Genomic DNA, 20,013 nt, shown 5'->3' with positions numbered 1-20,013 from the left:
CGCTAAGCTGTTTTTCCGTGTTAGCGAATGGGGAAAAGGTTGTTATGCTTGAAACAACTGGGCTGCATCCCCAGATACAGGGAGAATGCGTGAAAACAGTAAGACTGGCTGATTAACCGTCCTGTTATGTCGGAACGAGACCGCTGCGCATAGTTTTCGCCGCGCGCCTCGCGTAAAATCGGTACAGAATGTTGCCAATGAAATTTATCAGGAGACGGTAATGTCATACAGTGGCGATCGTGAATTTACTGCACCAACCAATGCGCTGGTGCCAATGGTGGTCGAACAAACCTCGCGCGGCGAGCGTTCTTACGACATCTACTCCCGCCTGCTTAAAGAGCGCGTGATCTTCCTGACCGGTCAGGTTGAGGATCACATGGCGAACCTGATTGTGGCGCAGATGCTGTTTCTGGAAGCTGAGAATCCTGAAAAAGACATTTACCTCTACATTAACTCGCCAGGTGGTGTGATTACCGCCGGTATGTCGATTTATGACACAATGAAGTTCATCAAGCCGGACGTGAGCACCATCTGTATGGGCCAGGCCTGTTCGATGGGCGCATTCCTGCTGACGGCGGGGACCAAAGGCAAGCGCTTCTGTCTGCCAAACTCACGCGTGATGATTCACCAGCCGCTGGGCGGCTATCAGGGCCAGGCGACGGATATTGAGATCCATGCGCGTGAAATCCTGAAAGTGAAGCAGCGTATGAATGAGCTTATGGCGGAACATACCGGCAAATCGCTGGAGCAGATTGAACGCGACACCGAGCGCGATCGTTTCCTCTCTGCCAGCGAAGCGGTAGAGTATGGCCTGGTCGACTCCATCCTGACGCATCGCCAATAAGACACATCTGTCTGCCCCTTACGCTATAGTTAACGGGTGCAGACAGGTGAGTTGCATGCATATCGGCCGTTGCTGTGCGGCCATTGCCGTACACCAATTAGGTCTGAGAACGAAAAGAGGTTAGCTGATGACAGATAAGCGCAAAGACGGTTCAGGTAAGTTGCTGTACTGCTCTTTCTGCGGCAAAAGCCAGCATGAAGTCCGTAAGCTGATTGCCGGGCCGTCAGTGTATATTTGCGACGAGTGTGTCGATCTGTGTAACGACATCATTCGCGAAGAGATTAAAGAAGTGGCCCCGCACCGCGAGCGCAGCGCGCTCCCGACGCCGCATGAGATCCGCCATCACCTTGACGATTATGTTATCGGTCAGGAGAAGGCGAAAAAAGTGCTGGCGGTGGCGGTGTACAACCACTACAAACGTCTGCGTAACGGCGACACCAGCAACGGGATTGAACTGGGCAAAAGTAACATTCTGCTGATCGGTCCAACCGGTAGCGGTAAGACCCTGCTGGCGGAAACGCTGGCGCGCCTGCTGGATGTGCCTTTCACCATGGCGGATGCCACCACGCTGACCGAAGCCGGTTACGTGGGCGAGGATGTGGAAAACATCATCCAGAAACTGCTGCAGAAGTGCGACTACGACGTACAGAAAGCGCAGCGCGGCATCGTGTACATCGATGAAATCGATAAGATTTCCCGTAAATCAGACAACCCGTCTATCACCCGTGATGTGTCAGGTGAAGGCGTGCAGCAGGCGCTGCTGAAACTGATTGAAGGCACAGTGGCTGCCGTGCCGCCGCAGGGTGGACGTAAGCATCCGCAGCAGGAGTTTCTGCAGGTCGACACCTCGAAAATCCTGTTTATCTGTGGCGGTGCGTTTGCCGGCCTTGATAAAGTGATTTCACAGCGTGTTGAAACCGGCTCCGGTATTGGCTTTGGCGCGACCGTCAAAGGTAAATCGCAGAAAGCCAGCGAAGGCGAGTTGCTGTCACAGGTTGAGCCGGAAGATCTGATCAAATTTGGTCTGATTCCGGAGTTCATTGGTCGTCTGCCGGTGGTGGCGACGCTCAACGAGCTGAGCGAAGAAGCGCTGATCCAGATCCTGCGTGAACCGAAAAACGCGCTGACCAAGCAGTATCAGGCGCTGTTTAACCTGGAAGGCGTGGAGCTGGAGTTCCGTGACGAAGCGCTGACGGCGATTGCGAAAAAAGCCAACTCGCGTAAAACCGGGGCACGTGGTCTGCGTTCTATCGTAGAAGCGGCGCTGCTCGAAACCATGTACGACCTGCCATCAATGGAAGGCGTAGAGAAAGTGGTGATCGATGAGTCAGTAATCGAGGGGCAATCTGACCCGATGCTGATTTACGGTAAGCATGAAGCCCAGGCTTCTGGCGAATAAATAATCAATTACACCGCGTTGTTATCTTAAAAAAGGGGAAAATGTTTCCCCTTTTATTTTTCTCACCTCTGTGACATTGAATGTCGTGCAAGCATCCCCATATACTCATAATCCTGTGGGTCTAACTGCATACAGCCTGTATCACGCGGTTCCCATCACCTGGCGGACATTAAACTAAGAGAGAGCTCTATGAATCCTGAGCGTTCTGAACGCATTGAAATCCCCGTGTTGCCGTTGCGCGACGTGGTGGTTTATCCGCACATGGTAATTCCGTTGTTTGTTGGTCGGGAAAAATCGATTCGTTGCCTCGAAGCGGCGATGGATCATGACAAGAAGATCATGCTGGTTGCCCAGAAAGAGGCTTCAACGGATGAACCTGGTATTAACGATCTCTTCGCGGTAGGGACCGTTGCTTCCGTACTGCAGATGCTGAAACTGCCAGACGGCACCGTTAAGGTGCTGGTGGAAGGTCTTCAGCGCGCACACATCACCACTTTAGCGGACAATGGCGACCACTTTGTTGCCCAGGCCGAATACCTGATCTCGCCGGAAATTGAAGAGCGCGAGCAGGAAGTGCTGGTGCGTACCGCCATCAATCAGTTTGAAGGCTACATCAAGCTGAACAAAAAAATCCCGCCGGAGGTGCTGACTTCACTCAACAGCATCGACGACGCGGCGCGTCTCGCCGACACCGTGGCGGCGCACATGCCGCTTAAGCTGGCTGACAAACAGTCAGTGCTGGAGATGTCCGACATCAATGAGCGTCTGGAATATCTCATGGCGATGATGGAATCGGAAATCGATCTGCTGCAGGTTGAGAAGCGTATTCGCAACCGCGTTAAAAAGCAGATGGAGAAAAGCCAGCGCGAGTACTATCTGAATGAGCAAATGAAAGCGATTCAGAAAGAGCTGGGCGAGATGGATGATGCGCCGGATGAATACGAAGCGCTGAAACGCAAAATCGACGCGGCGAAAATGCCGGCTGAGGCGCGTGATAAGGCCGAAGCTGAACTGCAGAAGCTGAAAATGATGTCACCGATGTCAGCGGAAGCCACCGTGGTGCGCGGCTACATCGACTGGATGGTGCAGGTACCGTGGAACGCGCGCAGCAAGGTGAAAAAAGACCTGCGGAAAGCGCAGGAGACGCTGGATACCGACCATTACGGTCTGGAGCGCGTGAAAGACCGTATCCTTGAGTATCTTGCGGTGCAGAGTCGCGTCAGCAAAATTAAAGGGCCGATTCTGTGTCTGGTCGGACCGCCGGGCGTGGGTAAAACCTCGCTGGGACAGTCAATCGCCAAAGCCACTGGCCGTAAATATGTGCGTATGGCGCTCGGCGGCGTGCGTGACGAAGCGGAAATCCGCGGCCACCGTCGTACCTATATCGGGTCGATGCCGGGCAAACTGATCCAGAAAATGGCCAAAGTCGGTGTGAAAAACCCGCTGTTCCTGCTGGATGAGATCGACAAAATGTCATCCGACATGCGCGGCGATCCGGCTTCAGCGCTGCTGGAGGTACTGGATCCGGAGCAGAACATTGCGTTCAACGATCACTATCTGGAAGTGGATTACGATCTGTCAGATGTGATGTTTGTGGCTACCTCTAACTCCATGAACATTCCGGCTCCGCTGCTGGATCGTATGGAAGTGATTCGTCTCTCCGGCTACACCGAAGATGAGAAGCTCAACATCGCTAAGCAGCACCTGCTGCCGAAGCAGATCGAGCGTAATGCGCTGAAAGAGAAAGAGATCAGCGTTGACGACAGCGCCATTATCGGCATTATCCGCTATTACACCCGTGAAGCGGGCGTGCGTAGCCTGGAGCGTGAACTCTCCAAGCTGTGCCGTAAAGCGGTGAAAGCGCTGCTGATGGACAAAGCGAAAAAGAGCATCAAAATCAACGGCGAAAACCTCAAGGATTTCCTGGGCGTGCAGCGCTTTGACTACGGCCGTGCCGACAGCGAAAATCGTGTTGGTCAGGTCACCGGCCTGGCGTGGACCGAAGTGGGCGGCGATCTGCTTACCATCGAAACCGCCTGCGTGCCGGGCAAAGGCAAGCTGACCTACACCGGTTCACTCGGTGAGGTGATGCAGGAGTCAATCCAGGCGGCGCTGACGGTAGTCCGCGCCCGTGCGGAGAAACTCGGCATCAACGGCGACTTCTACGAGAAGCGTGACATCCACGTGCACGTACCGGAAGGGGCGACGCCGAAAGATGGTCCGAGCGCCGGTATCGCGATGTGTACCGCACTGGTCTCCTGTCTGACCGGTAACCCGGTGCGTTCGGACGTGGCGATGACCGGCGAGATCACGCTGCGCGGTCAGGTACTGCCGATTGGTGGCCTGAAAGAGAAACTGCTGGCGGCACATCGCGGCGGCATCAAAACCGTGCTGATCCCGGACGAAAACAAGCGCGATCTGGAAGAGATTCCACAGAACGTGATTGCCGATCTGTCGATCCATCCGGTGAAGCGTATTGAAGAAGTGCTGAGCCTGGCGCTGGAAAATGCCCCGTACGGGATGCAGGTTGCCACGGCAAAATAGTGATTAGCGACAAAAAGCGCTAAAAAGCGAAGCTGGCAGGCCAAATCGGGCTTGCCAGCTTTTTTTTGTGCCGCTAATTTAGGGGGCTGCTGGATCAACGATTAAGATGAATACCGTTGTTTCAGCTCTACAGGCTTGATATAACTGGCTGCGCGTTCGCACCGGGCGGGAAGCGCGGGTGCGAGTGAATAATAAAAGAGGGGATGAAGAGAGTGAATAAGTCACAGTTGATCGACAAAATTGCTGCAGACGCTGACATTTCTAAAGCGGCAGCGGGACGTGTGTTAGATGCATTCATGGGCTCCGTTTCTGACGCGCTGAAAGGCGGTGACGAAGTGGCACTGGTCGGTTTCGGTACCTTCTCTGTACGCGAGCGTGCTGCCCGCACCGGCCGTAACCCACAAACCGGTAAAGAAATCACCATCCCGGCTGGTAAAGTACCGGGCTTCCGTGCAGGTAAAGCACTGAAAGACGCCGTCAATTAATGACCGCTGACCTGTCCATCGAAGCATTTTCTTCCATGGATTGAGGACGAAAAAGGCGTTCTCATGTAACATACGGGCACATCATTTTTGATGTGCCTTTTTTTATCTTGATGCGCGACTTTAGCCGCTGGCTTCAGTCTCCGCATGGTTGCCAGCTGCCAGCCTGAACCGCAGCTGCACGATGATGACATCGTGTCAGAGCTTTACATCCACACTACAGCGGAGTGTTGTCATACCATGATGGACAATTTACGCGCGGCGTCGAACCATGTCGTGCTCAAGATCATTCTGGGATTGATCATCCTGTCATTCGTACTGACCGGGGTGGGCAACTACCTGATTGGCGGTAACAGCGATTACGCTGCCAAAGTGAACGGCCATGAAATTAGCCGCGGTGAGCTGGAACAGGCGTTTAACAACGAGCGCAACCGTCAGCAGCAGATGCTGGGCGACCAGTTCTCGCAGCTGGCCAGCAACGACGGCTACATGCAGCAGATGCGCCAGCAGGCGCTGTCACAGTTGATCGATCAGGCGCTGCTCGATCAGTACATCAAAGATCTGCACATTGGCATCAGCGACGATCAGGTGAAGCAGGCTATTTTCAATCAGCAGGCTTTCCAGACCAACGGTAAGTTCGACAACGCGAAATACAACGGCCTGATCGCCAGCATGGGCTTCAGTGCCGATCAGTACGCCGAAGCGCTGCGCAAGCAGCTGGCGACGCAGCAGTTGATCAACGCCATCGCCAATACCGACTTCATGCTGAAGGGTGAAACCAGCAAGCTGGTGGATCTGGTCTCGCAGCAGCGTGAGATTCGTCAGGCGGTGATTGACGTTAATGCGCTGGCCGCGAAACAAACCGCCAGCGACGACGAAATCAATCAGTACTACCAGCAGCATCAGAGCAGCTTTATGGCACCTGAGCAGTTCCGCGTCAGCTACATCAAAATGGATGCGGCCAGCCTGCAGGAGAACGCCAGCGAAGCGGATATTCAGAGCTGGTACGATCAGCACAAAGCCGACTATTCACAGCCGCAGCGCAACCGTTACAGCATCATTCAGACCAAAACCGAAGCCGATGCCAACGCGGTGCTGGATGCGCTGAAAAAGGGCGAGGATTTCGCCACGCTGGCGAAGAGCAAATCCATCGACCCAATCTCTGCGCGTAAAGGCGGCGACATGGGCTGGCTGGAGCCGAACACCACGCCGGATGAGCTGAAAAACGCCAACCTGACGCAGAAAGGCCAGCTGTCTGGCGTGATCAAGTCCTCAGTCGGTTTCCTGGTGGTGCGTCTGGACGATATCCAGCCAGAGCAGGTTAAACCGCTGGCGGAGGTGCACGACGCGGTGGCGGATAAAGTGAAGCAGGAAAAAGCCGTCGACGCCTTCTATAAGATGCAGCAGAAGGTGAGCGAAGCCGCCAGCAACGACAACGAATCTCTGGCGGGCGCCGCACAGGCATCTGGCCTGAAAGTGGTGGAAACGGGCTGGATCACCCGCGATAACGTGCCGGCCGATCTCGATTTCGATGCGGTTAAACAGGCGATCTTCAACGGTGGCCTGACCGGTCAGAACGGCGCGCCGGGCAACAACTCTGACATCATCAGCGTCGATGGCGATCGGGCGTTTGTGTTGCGCATCAGCGAGCACAAACCGGAAGCGGTTAAACCGCTGGATCAGGTCAAAGCGCAGATTGCCGACAGCCTGAAGCATGACAAAGCGACGCAGCAGGCCAAAGCGCAGGCAGACAAATTGCTGACCGAGCTGAAAGCGGGCAAACAGGACGCGCTGCAGGCGGCTGGCCTGACGCTGAGCGCCAGCAAAACCGTCGATCGCAACGCGCAGGATCCGGTGGCACAGGCCGCATTCAACCTGCCACAGCCAGCGGATAACCAGCCGTCGTGGGGTGTCAGCGAAGATATGCAGGGCAACGTGGTACTGGTCGCGCTGGATAAGGTCAGCGCGGGCAACATGCCGCAGGCGCAGATCGACGAAATGGTGAAAGGCGTGACGCAAAACAACGCGCAGATTGCCTTTGAAGCGCTGCTGGAAAACCTGCGTAAAGAGGCGAAGATTAAGTACGGCGCCGCCGCACAAAACCAGTAAGCCTCACAAAAAAAGGTAAACTGCTGCAATACCGAAAGGCCGCTTCTGCGGCCTTTTCCATTTCTGATCATCGCCTTTTGAGTGCGTTTCTCGCTTGTGCCACCCTGCAGTGGCTGTCAAACACAAGGAGAAACACAGCATGGTTAAATCAACATTTCGTGCCTTTTGCATCACGCTGGCGCTGGGCGGCGCGCTCTGGACCAGCGGACTCGCGGCGGCGGAAAGCCCCAGTGAAACGCAGGCGACGCAGGTGTCCACGCCGCAGCCGGAACAGGTCAGCATCAATCAGGCCACGGCCGAGCAGCTGGCCGCCGCCATGAACGGTATTGGACTGAAAAAAGCGCAGGCGATTGTCAGCTATCGTGAGCAGTACGGGCCCTTCAGCGCCATTGAGCAGCTGAAAGAAGTGCCGGGTATTGGCAGTGCGCTGGTGGAGCGGAACAGTGCGCGGCTGAAATTGTGAAGCGGCTCGCGACTCTGAAGGATTGCTAAAGCGGCCCATCAGGCTGTGCTATGCTCAACAGGTCCAACCAGTTGTCATTCACAGCCTGAACAGGAGCAATCATGCAAACCACCATCAAAGTGCGCGGCTATCATCTTGACGTCTATCAGCATGTGAACAATGCGCGCTACCTGGAATTTCTGGAAGAGGCGCGCTGGCAGTGGCTGGAAGATGCCGATGCCTTTCACTGGCTGCTGGAGCAACAGCTGGCGTTTGTGGTGGTGAATATCAACATTAACTATCGTCGTCCGGCGGTGCTGGGCGACGTGCTGCACATTGAGAGCGAGGTCTCGCAGCTCAACGGCAAAAGCGGCATTATTTTACAGCGGGTGGTGCTGGCAGGAGACAACACGCTGGTGGCGGACGCGGCGCTGACTTTCGTCTGCATCGATTTGCGCACGCAAAAAACCGTGCCGCTGGCAGGGGAGTTACGTGAACGCCTGGCGGCATTGATGACCGCGCCTTCCTGAGCTGGCATGCCCCGAAAGCACGCCAGCCCGCAGCGCGGCCGCAATTAGCGCAGGCCGCTTTTCTGTTTCATCGCCGTCATCACGCTGGCCGCATTGGCCTGGTAATCGGCCAGACCGCGCGCGCGCAGGTGGCAGGCCGCGCACTCACCACAGCCGTCGCCTTTAACGCCGTTGTAGCAGGTCAGCGTCTCCGAACGGACCAGCGGCAGCTGCTGCCAGTAGTCCGCCAGCGCCCAGGTTTCCGCTTTATTCAGCCACATCAGCGGCGTTTCAAAACGCACGTCGCGCGCCATGCCCAGGCTGACGGCGTTGTTCAGCGCTTTGACAAACTCGTCGCGGCAATCCGGGTAGCCGGAAAAATCGGTTTCACATACGCCGGTGATCACCGCTTCGGCTTCCACCTGATAGGCATAAATTGAGGCCAGCGTCAGAAACAGGATGTTACGTCCCGGCACGAAGGTGCTGGGCAGGCCGCTGGCCTGTGGATTGTAGGCCGGCACCGGAATGTTATCGCGCGTCAGGCTGCTGACCGCCAGTTCATTGAGCAGCGTTACGTCCAGCACTTTGTGCGCCCGCGCGCCCAGCTGGTGCGCCAGCTCTGCGGCGACGCTGATCTCTTCGCGATGGCGCTGACCATAATCAAAGGTCACGCAGTGCACTTCATCATACTGCTGCAGCGCCTGAATCAGACAGGTGGTGGAGTCTTGTCCGCCACTGAATACGACAACGGCTCGTTTCATGTTTTCTTCCCCATAAATCAGTGCGCCTATGGTACTGGCTCTGGCGCGGGCTGAACAGCACCGCCTGCGGCAGGCGGCGGGATCCAGGCGCGGGTGAAATCGAACCAGCCCATGCTGTTAAGCTGAATACCTTCGACGCCTGGTGGAGCAAACACCTGGTAGCGATAGTTAAACAGCGGCAGCAGATGGCCGTCGCGCATTAACCGCTGAAACAGCTGATGAATCGCGGCGCTGCGCAGTGCCGGACTGGCCTGACGGGCGATAGCGTGCAGCGGTGCCTGCAGCACCGCCGGACGCAGCGGTTGCCAGGCCGCATCATTTTCCAGCCAGTTCACCAGGGTAAACTGCGGCGCATCACCAATCAGACGGTCGCCCATGATGATGTCGGCGTCACTCAGATCGATGTCGTCGCGCCAGCTTTTGACGTCGTGAAATACGCAGGTGAGGGTACAGCCCTGTGCCGCCAGCAGCGGCACCAGCGCCTGGGCCATGACGTGCAGTTCGATGGGCAGGTGATAATGCAGCGTCAGCGTTGCGGGCAGTGTGCCCTCCGGGCGGTGCGGGGCGGGCAGCGGCCAGCCGGGCAGCAGCTCTGCGGTTGGTGTAATTAAGCCTTCATCCAGCGGCAGCTGCTGAATGACGCCGCTGTGCTGAATCAGCGCGAGCAGCGTTTTGGCCTGCGCCTGGCTGAAGCGAGCCGAGAAACGCGGCGCCAGGTAACAGAAACCGAGACTGATGCTGCGATCCACCGGCCGCAGCGTGTCCAGCTCGTCGGGATCGCCAATGGCGATCTGCACCGGATGGCGACAGCTGGTGCCCAGCCCGCGCTCGAACAGCTGCGGCGTAATCCAGTATTCAACCACCTGAATCAGCGGACGCTGATGGTGCCAGCGTGCATGGCTCTCCAGCCGCACCAGCTCGCGGGTAAAGTGCGTCAGGCGCCATGGTCCGCTGCCGATATCGGCATGCTCCGGATGCGGCAGCAGGCAAAACTGATGCGCCAGCCGCTGCGGCAGCCAGTAATCGCTGGTGCGCAACCGGATACGCAGCGCCAGCGGATGTGGTGCATCGATGTGTTCCACCGCCGCCAGCAGACGGCCGCCCTGCGGCGTCTGCATGATTCGTTGCAGCTGCTGGACCAGCTGTGCCGCCTGCACCGGTTCGTCGTTATGCCAGCTGAGCAGTGGCCGCAGCCAGAAATACCATTCGCGGCCCTGCGCATCGTGCTGCCAGTGATGTGCCAGATCGCCCTCGACATCATCCGCGTTAAAGCGCGTCAGGCCGGAGAAAATCTGGCGTACCAGATGCTGCTCGGCGCGTCCGGTGAGCTGCAGCGGATCCAGCGCTTCCATCGCGCGATAATAGGGAATGCGCAGCACCGGCGCCTGATTCTGCCACTGGCCGCCCATCAGTGGGCGCAGCATTTTCACCAGCCGTTCAGGCGCGACATCCAGTACCTGCAGTGCCTGTACCGCTTCACCGGCTGCCAGCTGCTGGCTGAGCAATTGCTGACGCAGCTGTTCGGGAGAGAGCAGAAAGCGCAGTTCGCCCTGTTTACCGCGTCCCGCCGCACCGTGCCACTGCAGCCAGCCCGCCTGCTGCCACTGCCGCAGCAGGGTACGCACGTGGCGCTCGCTGCAATAGCAGTGCTGCGCCATGGCCGCAACGCTGATGCGCTGCGCTTCGCCCTGGCTAAGCTGCCACAGGCGCTGAAACTGATTAACCCGATGAAGCTGTCGCATGATTAAACCCGGAACAGTTTTTTGAAAGTATTCACTATTAGTTCCGTAATTACCAGGCGATAGTAAACCCCTCATTCAGACCGGAGAGTTGCTATGGCCCGCCTCGCGGCATTTGATATGGACGGTACACTGCTGCTGCCTACCCACCGTTTAGGTGCGGAGACGCTGCAGAGCCTCAACGCCCTACACCAGCGTGGCGTTACACTGGCGTTTGCCACGGGGCGTCACCTGCTGGATATGCAGGCAGTACGCCAGCAGATCACCTTGCCCGCCTGGCTGATCACCGGTAACGGCACGCGCATTCACGATGCCGAGGGCAGGCAGCTGTACGGCTGTGATTTAGCGCCGTCGGTGGCGGAAGAGGTATTGCACAGTCACTGGCAAACTCCCGCATCGATCCACATCTTTAATGACGAAGGCTGGTTTACCGATAAACCGCTCCCGGGATTGCTGGAAGCGCACGCGATGAGCGGGTTTCACTATCAGCTGCGTGATTTACGCCGCATGCCGGCACATGAAGTCACCAAGATCTGCTTTATCGCGCCGTATGAGATGCTGCTGGCGCTGAAGATTGAACTGCAACAGGCGCTCGGCGATCGCGCCAGCCTGTGCTTCTCCGCCAGGGAGTGTCTGGAAGTTTTACCGTTGGATTGCCACAAAGGCGCCGCGCTGGCGCGGCTGTGCCAGCATCTGTCTCTGTCGCTGGCGGATTGCATGGCATTTGGCGATGCGATGAACGACCGCGAAATGCTTGAGCGCGTCGGGCGTGGTTTTATCATGGGCAACGCCATGCATCAGCTCAAAACCTCGCTGCCCCATTTACCGATTATTGGCCATTGCGAGACACAGGCGGTGTCTCACTACTTAAATCACTGGATGAACACACCACACCTCGATTATTCCCCCGAATGCTGAGGCTTACAGTGAACCGGACAGGATGTCCGGTTTTTTATTGCAGCTCGCGCTGCCACGCCTGAATATCGCCGATCTGCTCAGCGACCCACTGCGGATTGTAATAGGTATCCGGATAGCGCTCGCCGCTGTCACACAGCAGCGTGACCAGCGCGGCGGACTGCCCCTGCGCGCGCAGCCGTTTTGCCACCTGCAGCATGCCCCAGAAATTGGTGCCGGTAGAGGCACCCGGACGCCGGCCGAGAATCTGCTCCAGCCTTAACATCGCCGCCACGGTGGCGCCATCGGGCACTTTCATCATTTCGTCAATCACATCCGGTAAAAACGACGGCTCAACGCGCGGGCGACCAATCCCCTCAATCAGGCTGCCGCGCTCGCTGCGCAGCGTGCGATCGCGGCTGTGCCAGTAATCGAAAAACACCGAGTGCTGCGGATCGACCACCAGCAGGCGCGTGTCGTGGCCCTGATAGCGGATGTAGCGCCCCAGCGTAGCCGAGGTGCCGCCGGTGCCGGCGCTCATGATCAGGGTGTGCGGCACCGGGAAGGGTTCATGCGCCATCTGGCGGAAAATGCTTTCGGCAATATTATTGTTGCCGCGCCAGTCGGTGGCGCGTTCGGCGTAGGTAAACTGATCCATAAAATGGCCGTTGAGTTCACGCGCCAGACGCTCGGATTCGCTGTACAGCTGGCACGGATCGGCGACGAAGTGGCACTCCCCGCCGTAAAAGCGGATCAGCTCGATTTTGCGCCGTGCGGTACTGGCTGGCATCACGGCGATAAACGGCAGGCCGAGCAGACGGGCAAAATAGGCTTCCGACACCGCAGTGCTGCCGGAGGAGGCTTCGATGATCGGCGTGTTTTCTCCAATCCAGCCATTGGCCAGACCATAGAGAAACAGCGAACGCGCCAGGCGATGTTTCAGGCTGCCGCTTGGATGGGTGCTTTCATCCTTAAGATAAAAGCGAATGCCGGGGAAATCGTCCAGCGTAAAACGGATCAGGTGCGTATCAGCGGAGCGCTGAAAGTCGGCGTTAATTTCATTGATAGCGTGGCGAACCCAGGGCGTTTGCATGGTGCGATTCCGGCAGCGAGATTGCGCTCAGTGTAAGGCACTGGCAGGAAAAAGAGGTTGCTAAAAGTTGGTTATAATTGGCAAATAAGAGAAAATTTTTCTCCTGAGGTGGCGAATGCTAGATAAAACTGACCGCACACTGCTGGCGCTGCTGCAAAAAGACTGCACGCTGTCGCTGCAGGCGCTGGCCGATGCGGTGAATCTCACCACCACGCCGTGCTGGAAACGCCTGAAAAAGCTGGAAGATGATGGCATTATTCGGGCGCGCGTCGCGTTGCTGGATGGTGAAAAGCTCGGCCTGTCGCTCACCGCCTTTATGCTGATCAAAACCCAGCAGCACAGCAGCGACTGGTTTCAGCAATTTGTCGCGGTGGTACAGCAGATGCCGGAAGTGATGGCCTTTTACCGCATGGCGGGCGAGTACGACTACCTGCTGCGCATTCAGGTGGCCGATATGAAGAGCTACGACGCGTTTTACAAGCGTCTGGTTAACGGCGTGCCGGGGCTGATTGACGTCACCTCCAGCTTTGCTATGGAAGAGATTAAATACACCACCGCCTTGCCGGTAGCGCCCTGAACGGGCATCACAAGAGATTGTTTTGTGCGATTATTCAGCCAGTTAAGTTGGTATTTTTTGCGCGAGTGGCGGCGCTATCTGGGCGCCATCAGCTTGCTGATTATCATTGCGCTGCTGCAGCTGCTGCCTCCGCATCTGGTCGGCGTGATTGTCGACGGCGTGACCCAGCACAGCCTGACGCGCGGCGAAATTTTTCTGTGGATCGGCGTGATGCTGGTGACCGCAGTGATTGTCTATTTGCTGCGCTACGTCTGGCGTGTGCTGCTGTTCGGCGCCTCTTACCAGCTGGCGGTAGAGCTGCGCGAAGACTTTTACCGCCAGCTTAGCCGCCAGCATCCGGCGTTTTACCTGCGCCACCGTACCGGCGATCTGATCGCGCGCGCGACCAACGATGTCGATCGCGTGGTGTTTGCCGCGGGTGAAGGGGTGCTGACGCTGGTGGATTCGCTGGTGATGGGGCTGGTCGTGCTGGCGGTAATGAGCGTGCAGATTAGCTGGGAGCTGACGCTGCTGGCGCTGATTCCCATGCCGATTATGGCGCTGGTGATCCAGAAAGACGGCGCGCGCCTGCACCAGCGCTTCAAAGTGGCGCAGGCGGCGTTCTCCAGCCTGAACGATCAAACGCAGGAGAGTCTGACCAGCATCCGCATGATCAAAGCCTTTGGCCTGGAAGATCATCAGTCGAGCCAGTTTGCCGATATCGCCAGCGACACCGGCCGCAAAAATCTGCACGTGGCGCGCGTCGATGCGCGCTTCGATCCCATCATTTATATTGCCGTGGGCTTTTCGAATCTGCTGGCGATTGGCGGTGGCGGCTGGATGGTGTGGCACGGTTCACTAACGCTCGGGCAGCTCACCAGCTTCGTCATGTATTTAGGGCTGATGATTTGGCCGATGCTGGCGCTGGCGTGGATGATTAACATCGTCGAGCGCGGCAGCGCCGCGTGGAGCCGTATTGGCGCGCTGCTGGCGGAAGCGCCTGCGGTTGAGGATGGTCAGCAGCCACTGCCGGTGGAAGCGGGCGTGCTGCAGGTGGCGATCCGCGCCTTCCACTATCCGGCGAGCAGCGCGCCGGTGCTGAGCGACGTGCATTTCCAGCTACAGCCCGGGCAGATGCTTGGGCTGTGCGGGCCTACCGGCTGCGGCAAAAGCACGCTGCTGAGCCTGATTCAGCGCCATTTTGATATCGATCAGGGCGAGATTTGCTATCACGCCATTCCGCTGCCGCAGCTGCGGCTGGACAGCTGGCGCAGCCGGCTGGCGGTGGTCAGTCAGACGCCGTTCCTGTTTTCCGATACCGTTGCGAATAACCTGGCGCTGGGCCGCCCGGAGGCAACGCAGGAAGAGATTGAGCGCGTGGCGCAGATGGCCTGCGTGCACGATGACATTCTGCGTCTGCCACAGGGGTACGCGACCGAAGTGGGCGAGCGCGGTGTCATGCTCTCTGGCGGGCAGAAACAGCGCATCGCCATTGCGCGTGCGCTGTTGCTCAACGCGGAGATTCTGATCCTCGACGATGCGCTGTCGGCGGTTGATGGCCGTACCGAACATGAAATCCTGCATAATCTGCGCCTGTGGGGCAAAGGGCGCACGCTGATCATCAGCGCGCATCGGCTGTCGGCGCTGACCGAAGCCAGCGAGATTCTGGTATTGCAGCAGGGCGCAGTGGCACAGCGCGGCGATCACGATACGCTGGCGGCGCAGCCGGGCTGGTATCGCGATATGTATCGCTATCAGCAGCTGGAAGCCGCGCTGGATGAGGACGAGTCAGAACAGGGAGCCGACCATGGCTAAATCGCAACGCTTATGGCCAACGCTGAAACGCCTGCTGGCTTACGGTAAACCGTGGCGCAAATCGCTGTGGCTGGCCGTCGGCATGCTGTGGATCGCTGCTGCTGCCGAAGTCACCGGTCCGGTGCTGGTGAGCTATTTTATCGATAACCTGGTGGCAAAACACCAGATGCCGTGGGGCATCGTGGCCGGGCTGCTGGTGGGCTTTGTGCTGCTACAGCTGCTGGCAGCGGGTCTGCACTATTTCCAGGCGCTGCTGTTTAACCGCGCGGCGATTGGCGTTGTGCAGCAGCTGCGCGTCGACGTGATGAATGCGGCGCTGCGCCAGCCGCTCAGTGCCTTCGATACCCAGCCGGTAGGGCAGATTATTTCGCGCGTCACCAACGACACCGAAGTGATCAAAGATCTTTACGTTACGGTGGTGGCCACTGTGCTGCGCAGCGCTGCGCTGATTGGCGCGATGCTGGTGGCGATGTTTGCACTCGACTGGCGTATGGCGCTGGTGGCGCTGGTGATTTTCCCGCTGGTGTTAACGGTGATGCTGATCTATCAGCGCTACAGCACGCCGATTGCGCGCCGCGTACGTAGCTATCTGGCCGAAATCAATAATGGCTTCAACGAAGTGATTAACGGCATGAGTGTGATCCAGCAGTTTCGCCAGCAGGCGCGCTTTGGCGAGCGCATGGGCGAAGCCAGCCGTTCACACTATCTGGCGCGGATGGAGACGCTGCGGCTGGACGGCTTTCTGCTGCGTCCGCTGCTCAGCCTGTTTTCTGCACTGATTTTGTGCGGTCTGCTAATGCTGTTCAGCTTTGCCACGCCGGGTGTGTTTGAGGTTGGCGTGCTTTACGCTTTTATCACTTACCTTGGCCGCCTTAACGAGCCACTGATCGAGCTCACCACGCAGCAGTCAATGCTGCAGCAGGCGGTGGTGTCAGGCGAGCGTATTTTTGAACTGATGGATGCGGCGCAGCAGGGCTACGGCAGTGACGCTCAGCCGCTGGCTTCCGGGCGTATCACCCTGCGCGATGTCAGCTTTGCCTACCGCGACAACCGCGACGTGCTCAGCCATATCAACCTCGAAGTGCCGGCGCGCGGCTTCGTGGCACTTGTCGGCCATACCGGCAGCGGCAAAAGCACCTTAGCCAATCTGCTGATGGGCTACTATCCGGTGACACGCGGCAGTATAGAACTGGATGGCCGCCCGCTGCGCCAGCTGACGCACGATGCGCTGCGCAGCAGCGTGGCGATGGTGCAACAGGATCCGGTGGTACTGGCCGATACGCTGCTGGCCAACGTGCGTTTGGGACGCGATATCAGCGAAGAGGACGTGTGGCGCGCGCTGGAGAAGGTGCAGCTGGCACCGCTGGCCCGCGCGATGCGCGACGGTATTCATACCCGGCTCGGTGAGCAGGGGAACACGCTGTCGGTCGGGCAGAAGCAGCTGCTGGCGCTGGCACGCGTGCTGGTGTCGCTGCCGCAGATTCTGATCCTCGATGAGGCCACTGCCAATATCGACTCAGGCACCGAGCAGGCGATTCAGCAGGCGCTGCGCACGCTGCGCCAGCACAGCACGCTGGTGGTGATTGCTCACCGTCTTTCCACCATCACCGAAGCGGATCAGATTCTGGTGCTGCACCGTGGTCAGGTAGTCGAACGCGGCACACACACCGAACTGCTGGCGCAGCAGGGCCGTTACTGGCAGATGTACCAGCTGCAGCAGGCTGGCGATGAACTCGCGGCGGGCATACCCGCAACGGCAGAGGGGTGATTTGCACCTTTTTTGCGCAGATTTATCGGAATGTTCTGTATTGATGCACTCCTTTGAGGCCGCAAGCACCAAAGGAGTGCAGTAAAGTCCCACCTTTCTGTTTTTCCGCATGAAAACCTTGCCCGTTACGCCATACCGGAGCGCGATACTCTGCGCCCGGCAGCCTTAGCGCCTACTTTTGCCATTTGTGGCACAGCCTTTGCTTAACTCTCTGCGTGTCCGCGAAGACTCACCTATTTTTATATCCGGAGGGGAACGTATGAAGCTGGTTACCGTGGTAATCAAACCATTTAAGCTGGAGGACGTGCGTGAAGCCTTATCCTCCATTGGCATTCAGGGCCTGACCGTGACCGAAGTGAAAGGCTTCGGTCGTCAGAAAGGCCATGCAGAACTGTACCGCGGTGCCGAGTACAGCGTTAACTTCCTGCCAAAAGTAAAAATCGATATTGCGATTGCGGACGATCAGCTGGATGAAGTGGTGGATGTGATCAGCAAAGCCGCGTACACCGGCAAAATTGGCGACGGCAAAATTTTCGTCGCGGAACTGCAGCGCGTGATTCGTATTCGTACCGGCGAGACCGACGAAGCAGCACTGTAACTGGGGCTCTGAATTGTGATGGGATGGAAAGAAATGAATAAAGTAATGACTAAGTTGGGCCTCACCAGCCTGGCGCTGTTACCGTCTCTTGCGATGGCAGCTGCGCCTGCCGTAGCGGATAAAGCCGATAACGCGTTTATGATGATTTGTACCGCGCTGGTACTGTTCATGACAATTCCCGGCATTGCCCTGTTTTACGGCGGCCTGATTCGCGGCAAAAACGTGCTGTCGATGCTGACTCAGGTCGCGGTGACGTTCGCGTTAGTATGCGTACTGTGGATCGTCTACGGCTACTCGCTGGCGTTCAGCGAAGGCAACGCCTTCTTCGGTAACTTCCAGTGGGCAATGCTGAAAAATATCGAGCTGAAAGCGGTGATGGGCAGCTTCTATCAGTACATTCACGTGGCGTTCCAGGCTTCCTTTGCCTGTATTACCGTGGGGCTGATTGTTGGTTCGCTGGCTGAGCGTATTCGCTTCTCGGCGGTACTGATTTTCGTACTGGTGTGGCTGACGCTGGCCTATCTGCCTATCGCACATATGGTGTGGGCTGGCGGCTTCCTGGCACAGGATGGCGCGCTGGACTTCGCTGGCGGTACCGTGGTGCACATCAACGCCGCCGTTGCCGGTCTGGTTGGTGCTTACCTGGTAGGCAAGCGTGCTGGCTTCGGTAAAGAAGCGTTCAAGCCGCATAACCTGCCGATGGTGTTTACCGGTACCGCGATTCTGTACGTTGGCTGGTTCGGTTTCAACGCCGGCTCTGCGTCTTCCGCTAACGAAATCGCGGCGCTGGCCTTCCTGAATACCGTGGTGGCCACTGCGGGTGCCGTGCTGTCGTGGGTGTTCGGTGAGTGGGCGCTGCGCGGTAAGCCTTCACTGCTGGGTGCGTCTTCTGGCTTCATCGCCGGTCTGGTTGCCATCACGCCAGCCTGTGGTTATGTCGGCGTCGGCGGCGCACTGATTATCGGTCTGGCCGGTGGCCTGGCAGGTATCTGGGGTGTGACCACGCTGAAGAAATGGCTGCGCGTGGATGACCCGTGCGATGTATTTGGTGTGCACGGCGTGTGCGGCATCCTCGGTTGTGTCCTGACCGGCGTGTTTGCCTCCTCGTCACTGGGCGGCGTGGGCTACGCAGAAGGCGTGACTATGGGCCATCAGGTTTGGGTTCAGCTGTTCAGCTGTGGCCTGACCATCGTCTGGTCTGGCGTGGTTGCCTTCATCGGCTTCAAGCTGGCAGATATGATTGTTGGCCTGCGCGTACCGGAAGAACAGGAACGTGAAGGTCTGGATGTGAACAGCCACGGCGAGAACGCTTACAACCAGTAAGTGCCGGCTGGCAGAAGAGCAGTGCGCTATAACTATAATGATGAGAAAGGGGCGAGATAATCGCCCCTTTTTTTATGCTTCGCGCTGACGCATCACCCCTTCCTGCACCGTCGTCGCCACCAGCGTGCCGTCCTGGCTGAAGAACTCACCGCGCACGAAGCCGCGCGCGCCGGACGCTGAAGTGCTTACCACGCTGTACAGGAGCCACTCCGAGAGATCGAATGGACGGTGGAACCACATGGAGTGGTCAATCGTCGCCACCTGCATATCCGGCTCAAGGAAGCCTTTGCCATGCGGCTGCAGCGCGACTGGCAGAAAGTTGAGATCGGAAGCGTAGCCCAGCAGATATTGATGAATGCGGCGATCGTCCGGCAGCTGGCCATTGGCACGCACCCAGACCTGGCGCAGCGGCTCATCAACGTGGCCTTTCAGCGGATTGTGGATCTGCACCGGACGGATATCCAGCGGGCGCTCGGCGAGGAATTTTTCTTTCAGCTTGAGCGGCAGGTGCGCAGCCAGTCGGTGGGCGAGATCCTGCTCGGAGGGCAGGTTATCAGGTCCCGGCACCTGCGGCATGCTGTTCTGATGTTCGAAGCCATCTTCCGGTGCCTGAAAGGAGGCGGTCATGTAGAAGATCGGCTGACCGTTTTGTACGGCGCTGACGCGGCGGGCGCTGAAGCTTTTGCCGTCGCGCAGGGTTTCCACATCGTAAATAATGGCTTTCTGGCTGTCGCCCGGGCGCAGAAAGTAGCTGTGGAAGGAGTGGATGATACGGGCTTCCGGCACGGTTTGTTTTGCCGCATACAGCGCCTGTCCCACCACCTGGCCGCCAAACACCTGGCGCAGGCCGAGATCTTCACTCTGGCCGCGAAACAGTCCTTCTTCCAGTTTTTCCAGATTCAATAAATTAAGCAGGTTGTGCAGTGCCTGGCTCATAACGGATTCCTCAGTGATGCCAATGGCGTCAGTGTGAAAGATCCGACCAGTTTGCGCAACGCTTTTACCCGGTTTTCAGCAGCATGGCGGGGCTTCAGGCGCAAAGCGGATTTTTGTGCCAGAATTAACAGCAATCGGCGGTTGAAAACCCAGCCAATAAATTTACCGCCGACAATCATAGTGTTCATAAGGAGACGACAT

18 protein-coding genes are annotated in these 20,013 nt (G+C 57.8%); 13 read left to right on the top strand and 5 right to left on the bottom strand.

All coding sequences use genetic code 11. From position 1 onward, the window contains the following. Positions 1-220 precede the first annotated feature (220 nt). From clpP to H7K56_RS05820, 7 genes are all read left to right on the top strand, one after another. Entirely contained in the window at positions 221-844 is a 624-nt protein-coding gene (gene clpP / locus H7K56_RS05850; protein ID WP_010616837.1) for an ATP-dependent Clp endopeptidase proteolytic subunit ClpP, read from the top strand. Between the two features lie 127 nt (positions 845-971). After that, positions 972-2,243: an ATP-dependent protease ATP-binding subunit ClpX gene (gene clpX, locus H7K56_RS05845; protein WP_021507186.1), complete on the top strand. Its 1,272-nt coding sequence runs from the start codon at positions 972-974 to the stop codon at positions 2,241-2,243. A 189-nt stretch (positions 2,244-2,432) separates the two neighbouring features. Then, positions 2,433-4,787: an endopeptidase La gene (gene lon / locus H7K56_RS05840; protein WP_150361505.1), complete on the top strand. Its 2,355-nt coding sequence runs from the start codon at positions 2,433-2,435 to the stop codon at positions 4,785-4,787. A 212-nt stretch (positions 4,788-4,999) separates the two neighbouring features. Further along, on the top strand, positions 5,000-5,272 hold the full coding sequence (gene hupB, locus H7K56_RS05835; protein WP_014606441.1) for a nucleoid-associated protein HU-beta: 273 nt from the start codon (positions 5,000-5,002) through the stop codon (positions 5,270-5,272). Positions 5,273-5,509: 237 nt separating this feature from the next. Further along, a complete protein-coding gene (ppiD, locus tag H7K56_RS05830; RefSeq protein ID WP_150361506.1) occupies positions 5,510-7,378 on the top strand; it encodes a peptidylprolyl isomerase in 1,869 nt (622 codons plus the stop codon). Between the two features lie 139 nt (positions 7,379-7,517). Next, positions 7,518-7,841: a ComEA family DNA-binding protein gene (locus H7K56_RS05825; protein WP_021507189.1), complete on the top strand. Its 324-nt coding sequence runs from the start codon at positions 7,518-7,520 to the stop codon at positions 7,839-7,841. 101 nt (positions 7,842-7,942) lie between these two features. Beyond that, entirely contained in the window at positions 7,943-8,350 is a 408-nt protein-coding gene (locus H7K56_RS05820) for an acyl-CoA thioesterase (protein ID WP_150361508.1), read from the top strand. A 44-nt stretch (positions 8,351-8,394) separates the two neighbouring features. Here H7K56_RS05820 and queC read toward each other — a convergent pair whose 3' ends face one another. Both queC and H7K56_RS05810 read right to left on the bottom strand, forming a co-directional pair. Next, positions 8,395-9,090, bottom strand: coding sequence for a 7-cyano-7-deazaguanine synthase QueC (gene queC / locus H7K56_RS05815; protein WP_150361509.1), 696 nt, complete (start codon positions 9,088-9,090; stop codon positions 8,395-8,397). A gap of 26 nt (positions 9,091-9,116) precedes the next feature. Beyond that, positions 9,117-10,832, bottom strand: a complete 1,716-nt coding sequence (locus tag H7K56_RS05810; RefSeq protein WP_150361511.1) for an SgrR family transcriptional regulator — start codon at positions 10,830-10,832, stop codon at positions 9,117-9,119. 93 nt (positions 10,833-10,925) lie between these two features. On the opposite strand from H7K56_RS05810, the gene cof reads away from it, so the two are divergent. Beyond that, positions 10,926-11,747, top strand: a complete 822-nt coding sequence (gene cof / locus H7K56_RS05805; protein ID WP_021507194.1) for an HMP-PP phosphatase — start codon at positions 10,926-10,928, stop codon at positions 11,745-11,747. Positions 11,748-11,781: 34 nt separating this feature from the next. On the opposite strand, the gene H7K56_RS05800 is transcribed toward cof, so the two are convergent. Continuing rightward, a complete protein-coding gene (locus H7K56_RS05800; RefSeq protein ID WP_021507195.1) occupies positions 11,782-12,816 on the bottom strand; it encodes a PLP-dependent cysteine synthase family protein in 1,035 nt (344 codons plus the stop codon). A 115-nt stretch (positions 12,817-12,931) separates the two neighbouring features. Between H7K56_RS05800 and H7K56_RS05795 the strand changes: the two genes are divergently transcribed. From H7K56_RS05795 to amtB, 5 genes are all read left to right on the top strand, one after another. After that, positions 12,932-13,393, top strand: coding sequence for an Lrp/AsnC family transcriptional regulator (locus tag H7K56_RS05795; RefSeq protein ID WP_021507196.1), 462 nt, complete (start codon positions 12,932-12,934; stop codon positions 13,391-13,393). Positions 13,394-13,417: 24 nt separating this feature from the next. Then, positions 13,418-15,187, top strand: coding sequence for a SmdA family multidrug ABC transporter permease/ATP-binding protein (locus H7K56_RS05790; RefSeq protein ID WP_031279655.1), 1,770 nt, complete (start codon positions 13,418-13,420; stop codon positions 15,185-15,187). Further along, on the top strand, positions 15,180-16,955 hold the full coding sequence (locus H7K56_RS05785; RefSeq protein ID WP_150361512.1) for a SmdB family multidrug efflux ABC transporter permease/ATP-binding protein: 1,776 nt from the start codon (positions 15,180-15,182) through the stop codon (positions 16,953-16,955). Before H7K56_RS05790 ends, H7K56_RS05785 begins: the two co-directional genes overlap by 8 nt. 259 nt (positions 16,956-17,214) lie before the next feature. Next, on the top strand, positions 17,215-17,553 hold the full coding sequence (gene glnK / locus H7K56_RS05780; protein WP_007886947.1) for a P-II family nitrogen regulator: 339 nt from the start codon (positions 17,215-17,217) through the stop codon (positions 17,551-17,553). A gap of 33 nt (positions 17,554-17,586) precedes the next feature. Further along, the gene (gene amtB / locus H7K56_RS05775) at positions 17,587-18,876 is read left to right on the top strand and encodes an ammonium transporter AmtB (protein ID WP_058757951.1); all 1,290 of its coding nucleotides are present in this window, start codon (positions 17,587-17,589) and stop codon (positions 18,874-18,876) included. A 72-nt stretch (positions 18,877-18,948) separates the two neighbouring features. Here amtB and tesB read toward each other — a convergent pair whose 3' ends face one another. Both tesB and H7K56_RS05765 read right to left on the bottom strand, forming a co-directional pair. Further along, a complete protein-coding gene (tesB, locus tag H7K56_RS05770) occupies positions 18,949-19,812 on the bottom strand; it encodes an acyl-CoA thioesterase II (protein ID WP_088516247.1) in 864 nt (287 codons plus the stop codon). Then, positions 19,809-20,000 carry a hypothetical protein gene (locus H7K56_RS05765; protein ID WP_150361514.1) on the bottom strand — a complete coding sequence of 64 codons (192 nt, stop codon included), beginning with the start codon at positions 19,998-20,000 and terminating at the stop codon, positions 19,809-19,811. The genes tesB and H7K56_RS05765 overlap by 4 nt, the downstream gene beginning before the upstream one ends. Positions 20,001-20,013 lie beyond the last annotated feature (13 nt).

Source organism: Pantoea dispersa (assembly GCF_014155765.1).
Classification (GTDB): Bacteria; Pseudomonadota; Gammaproteobacteria; order Enterobacterales; family Enterobacteriaceae; genus Pantoea; species Pantoea dispersa.
This window is presented reverse-complemented; position numbering and strand designations above follow the sequence as displayed.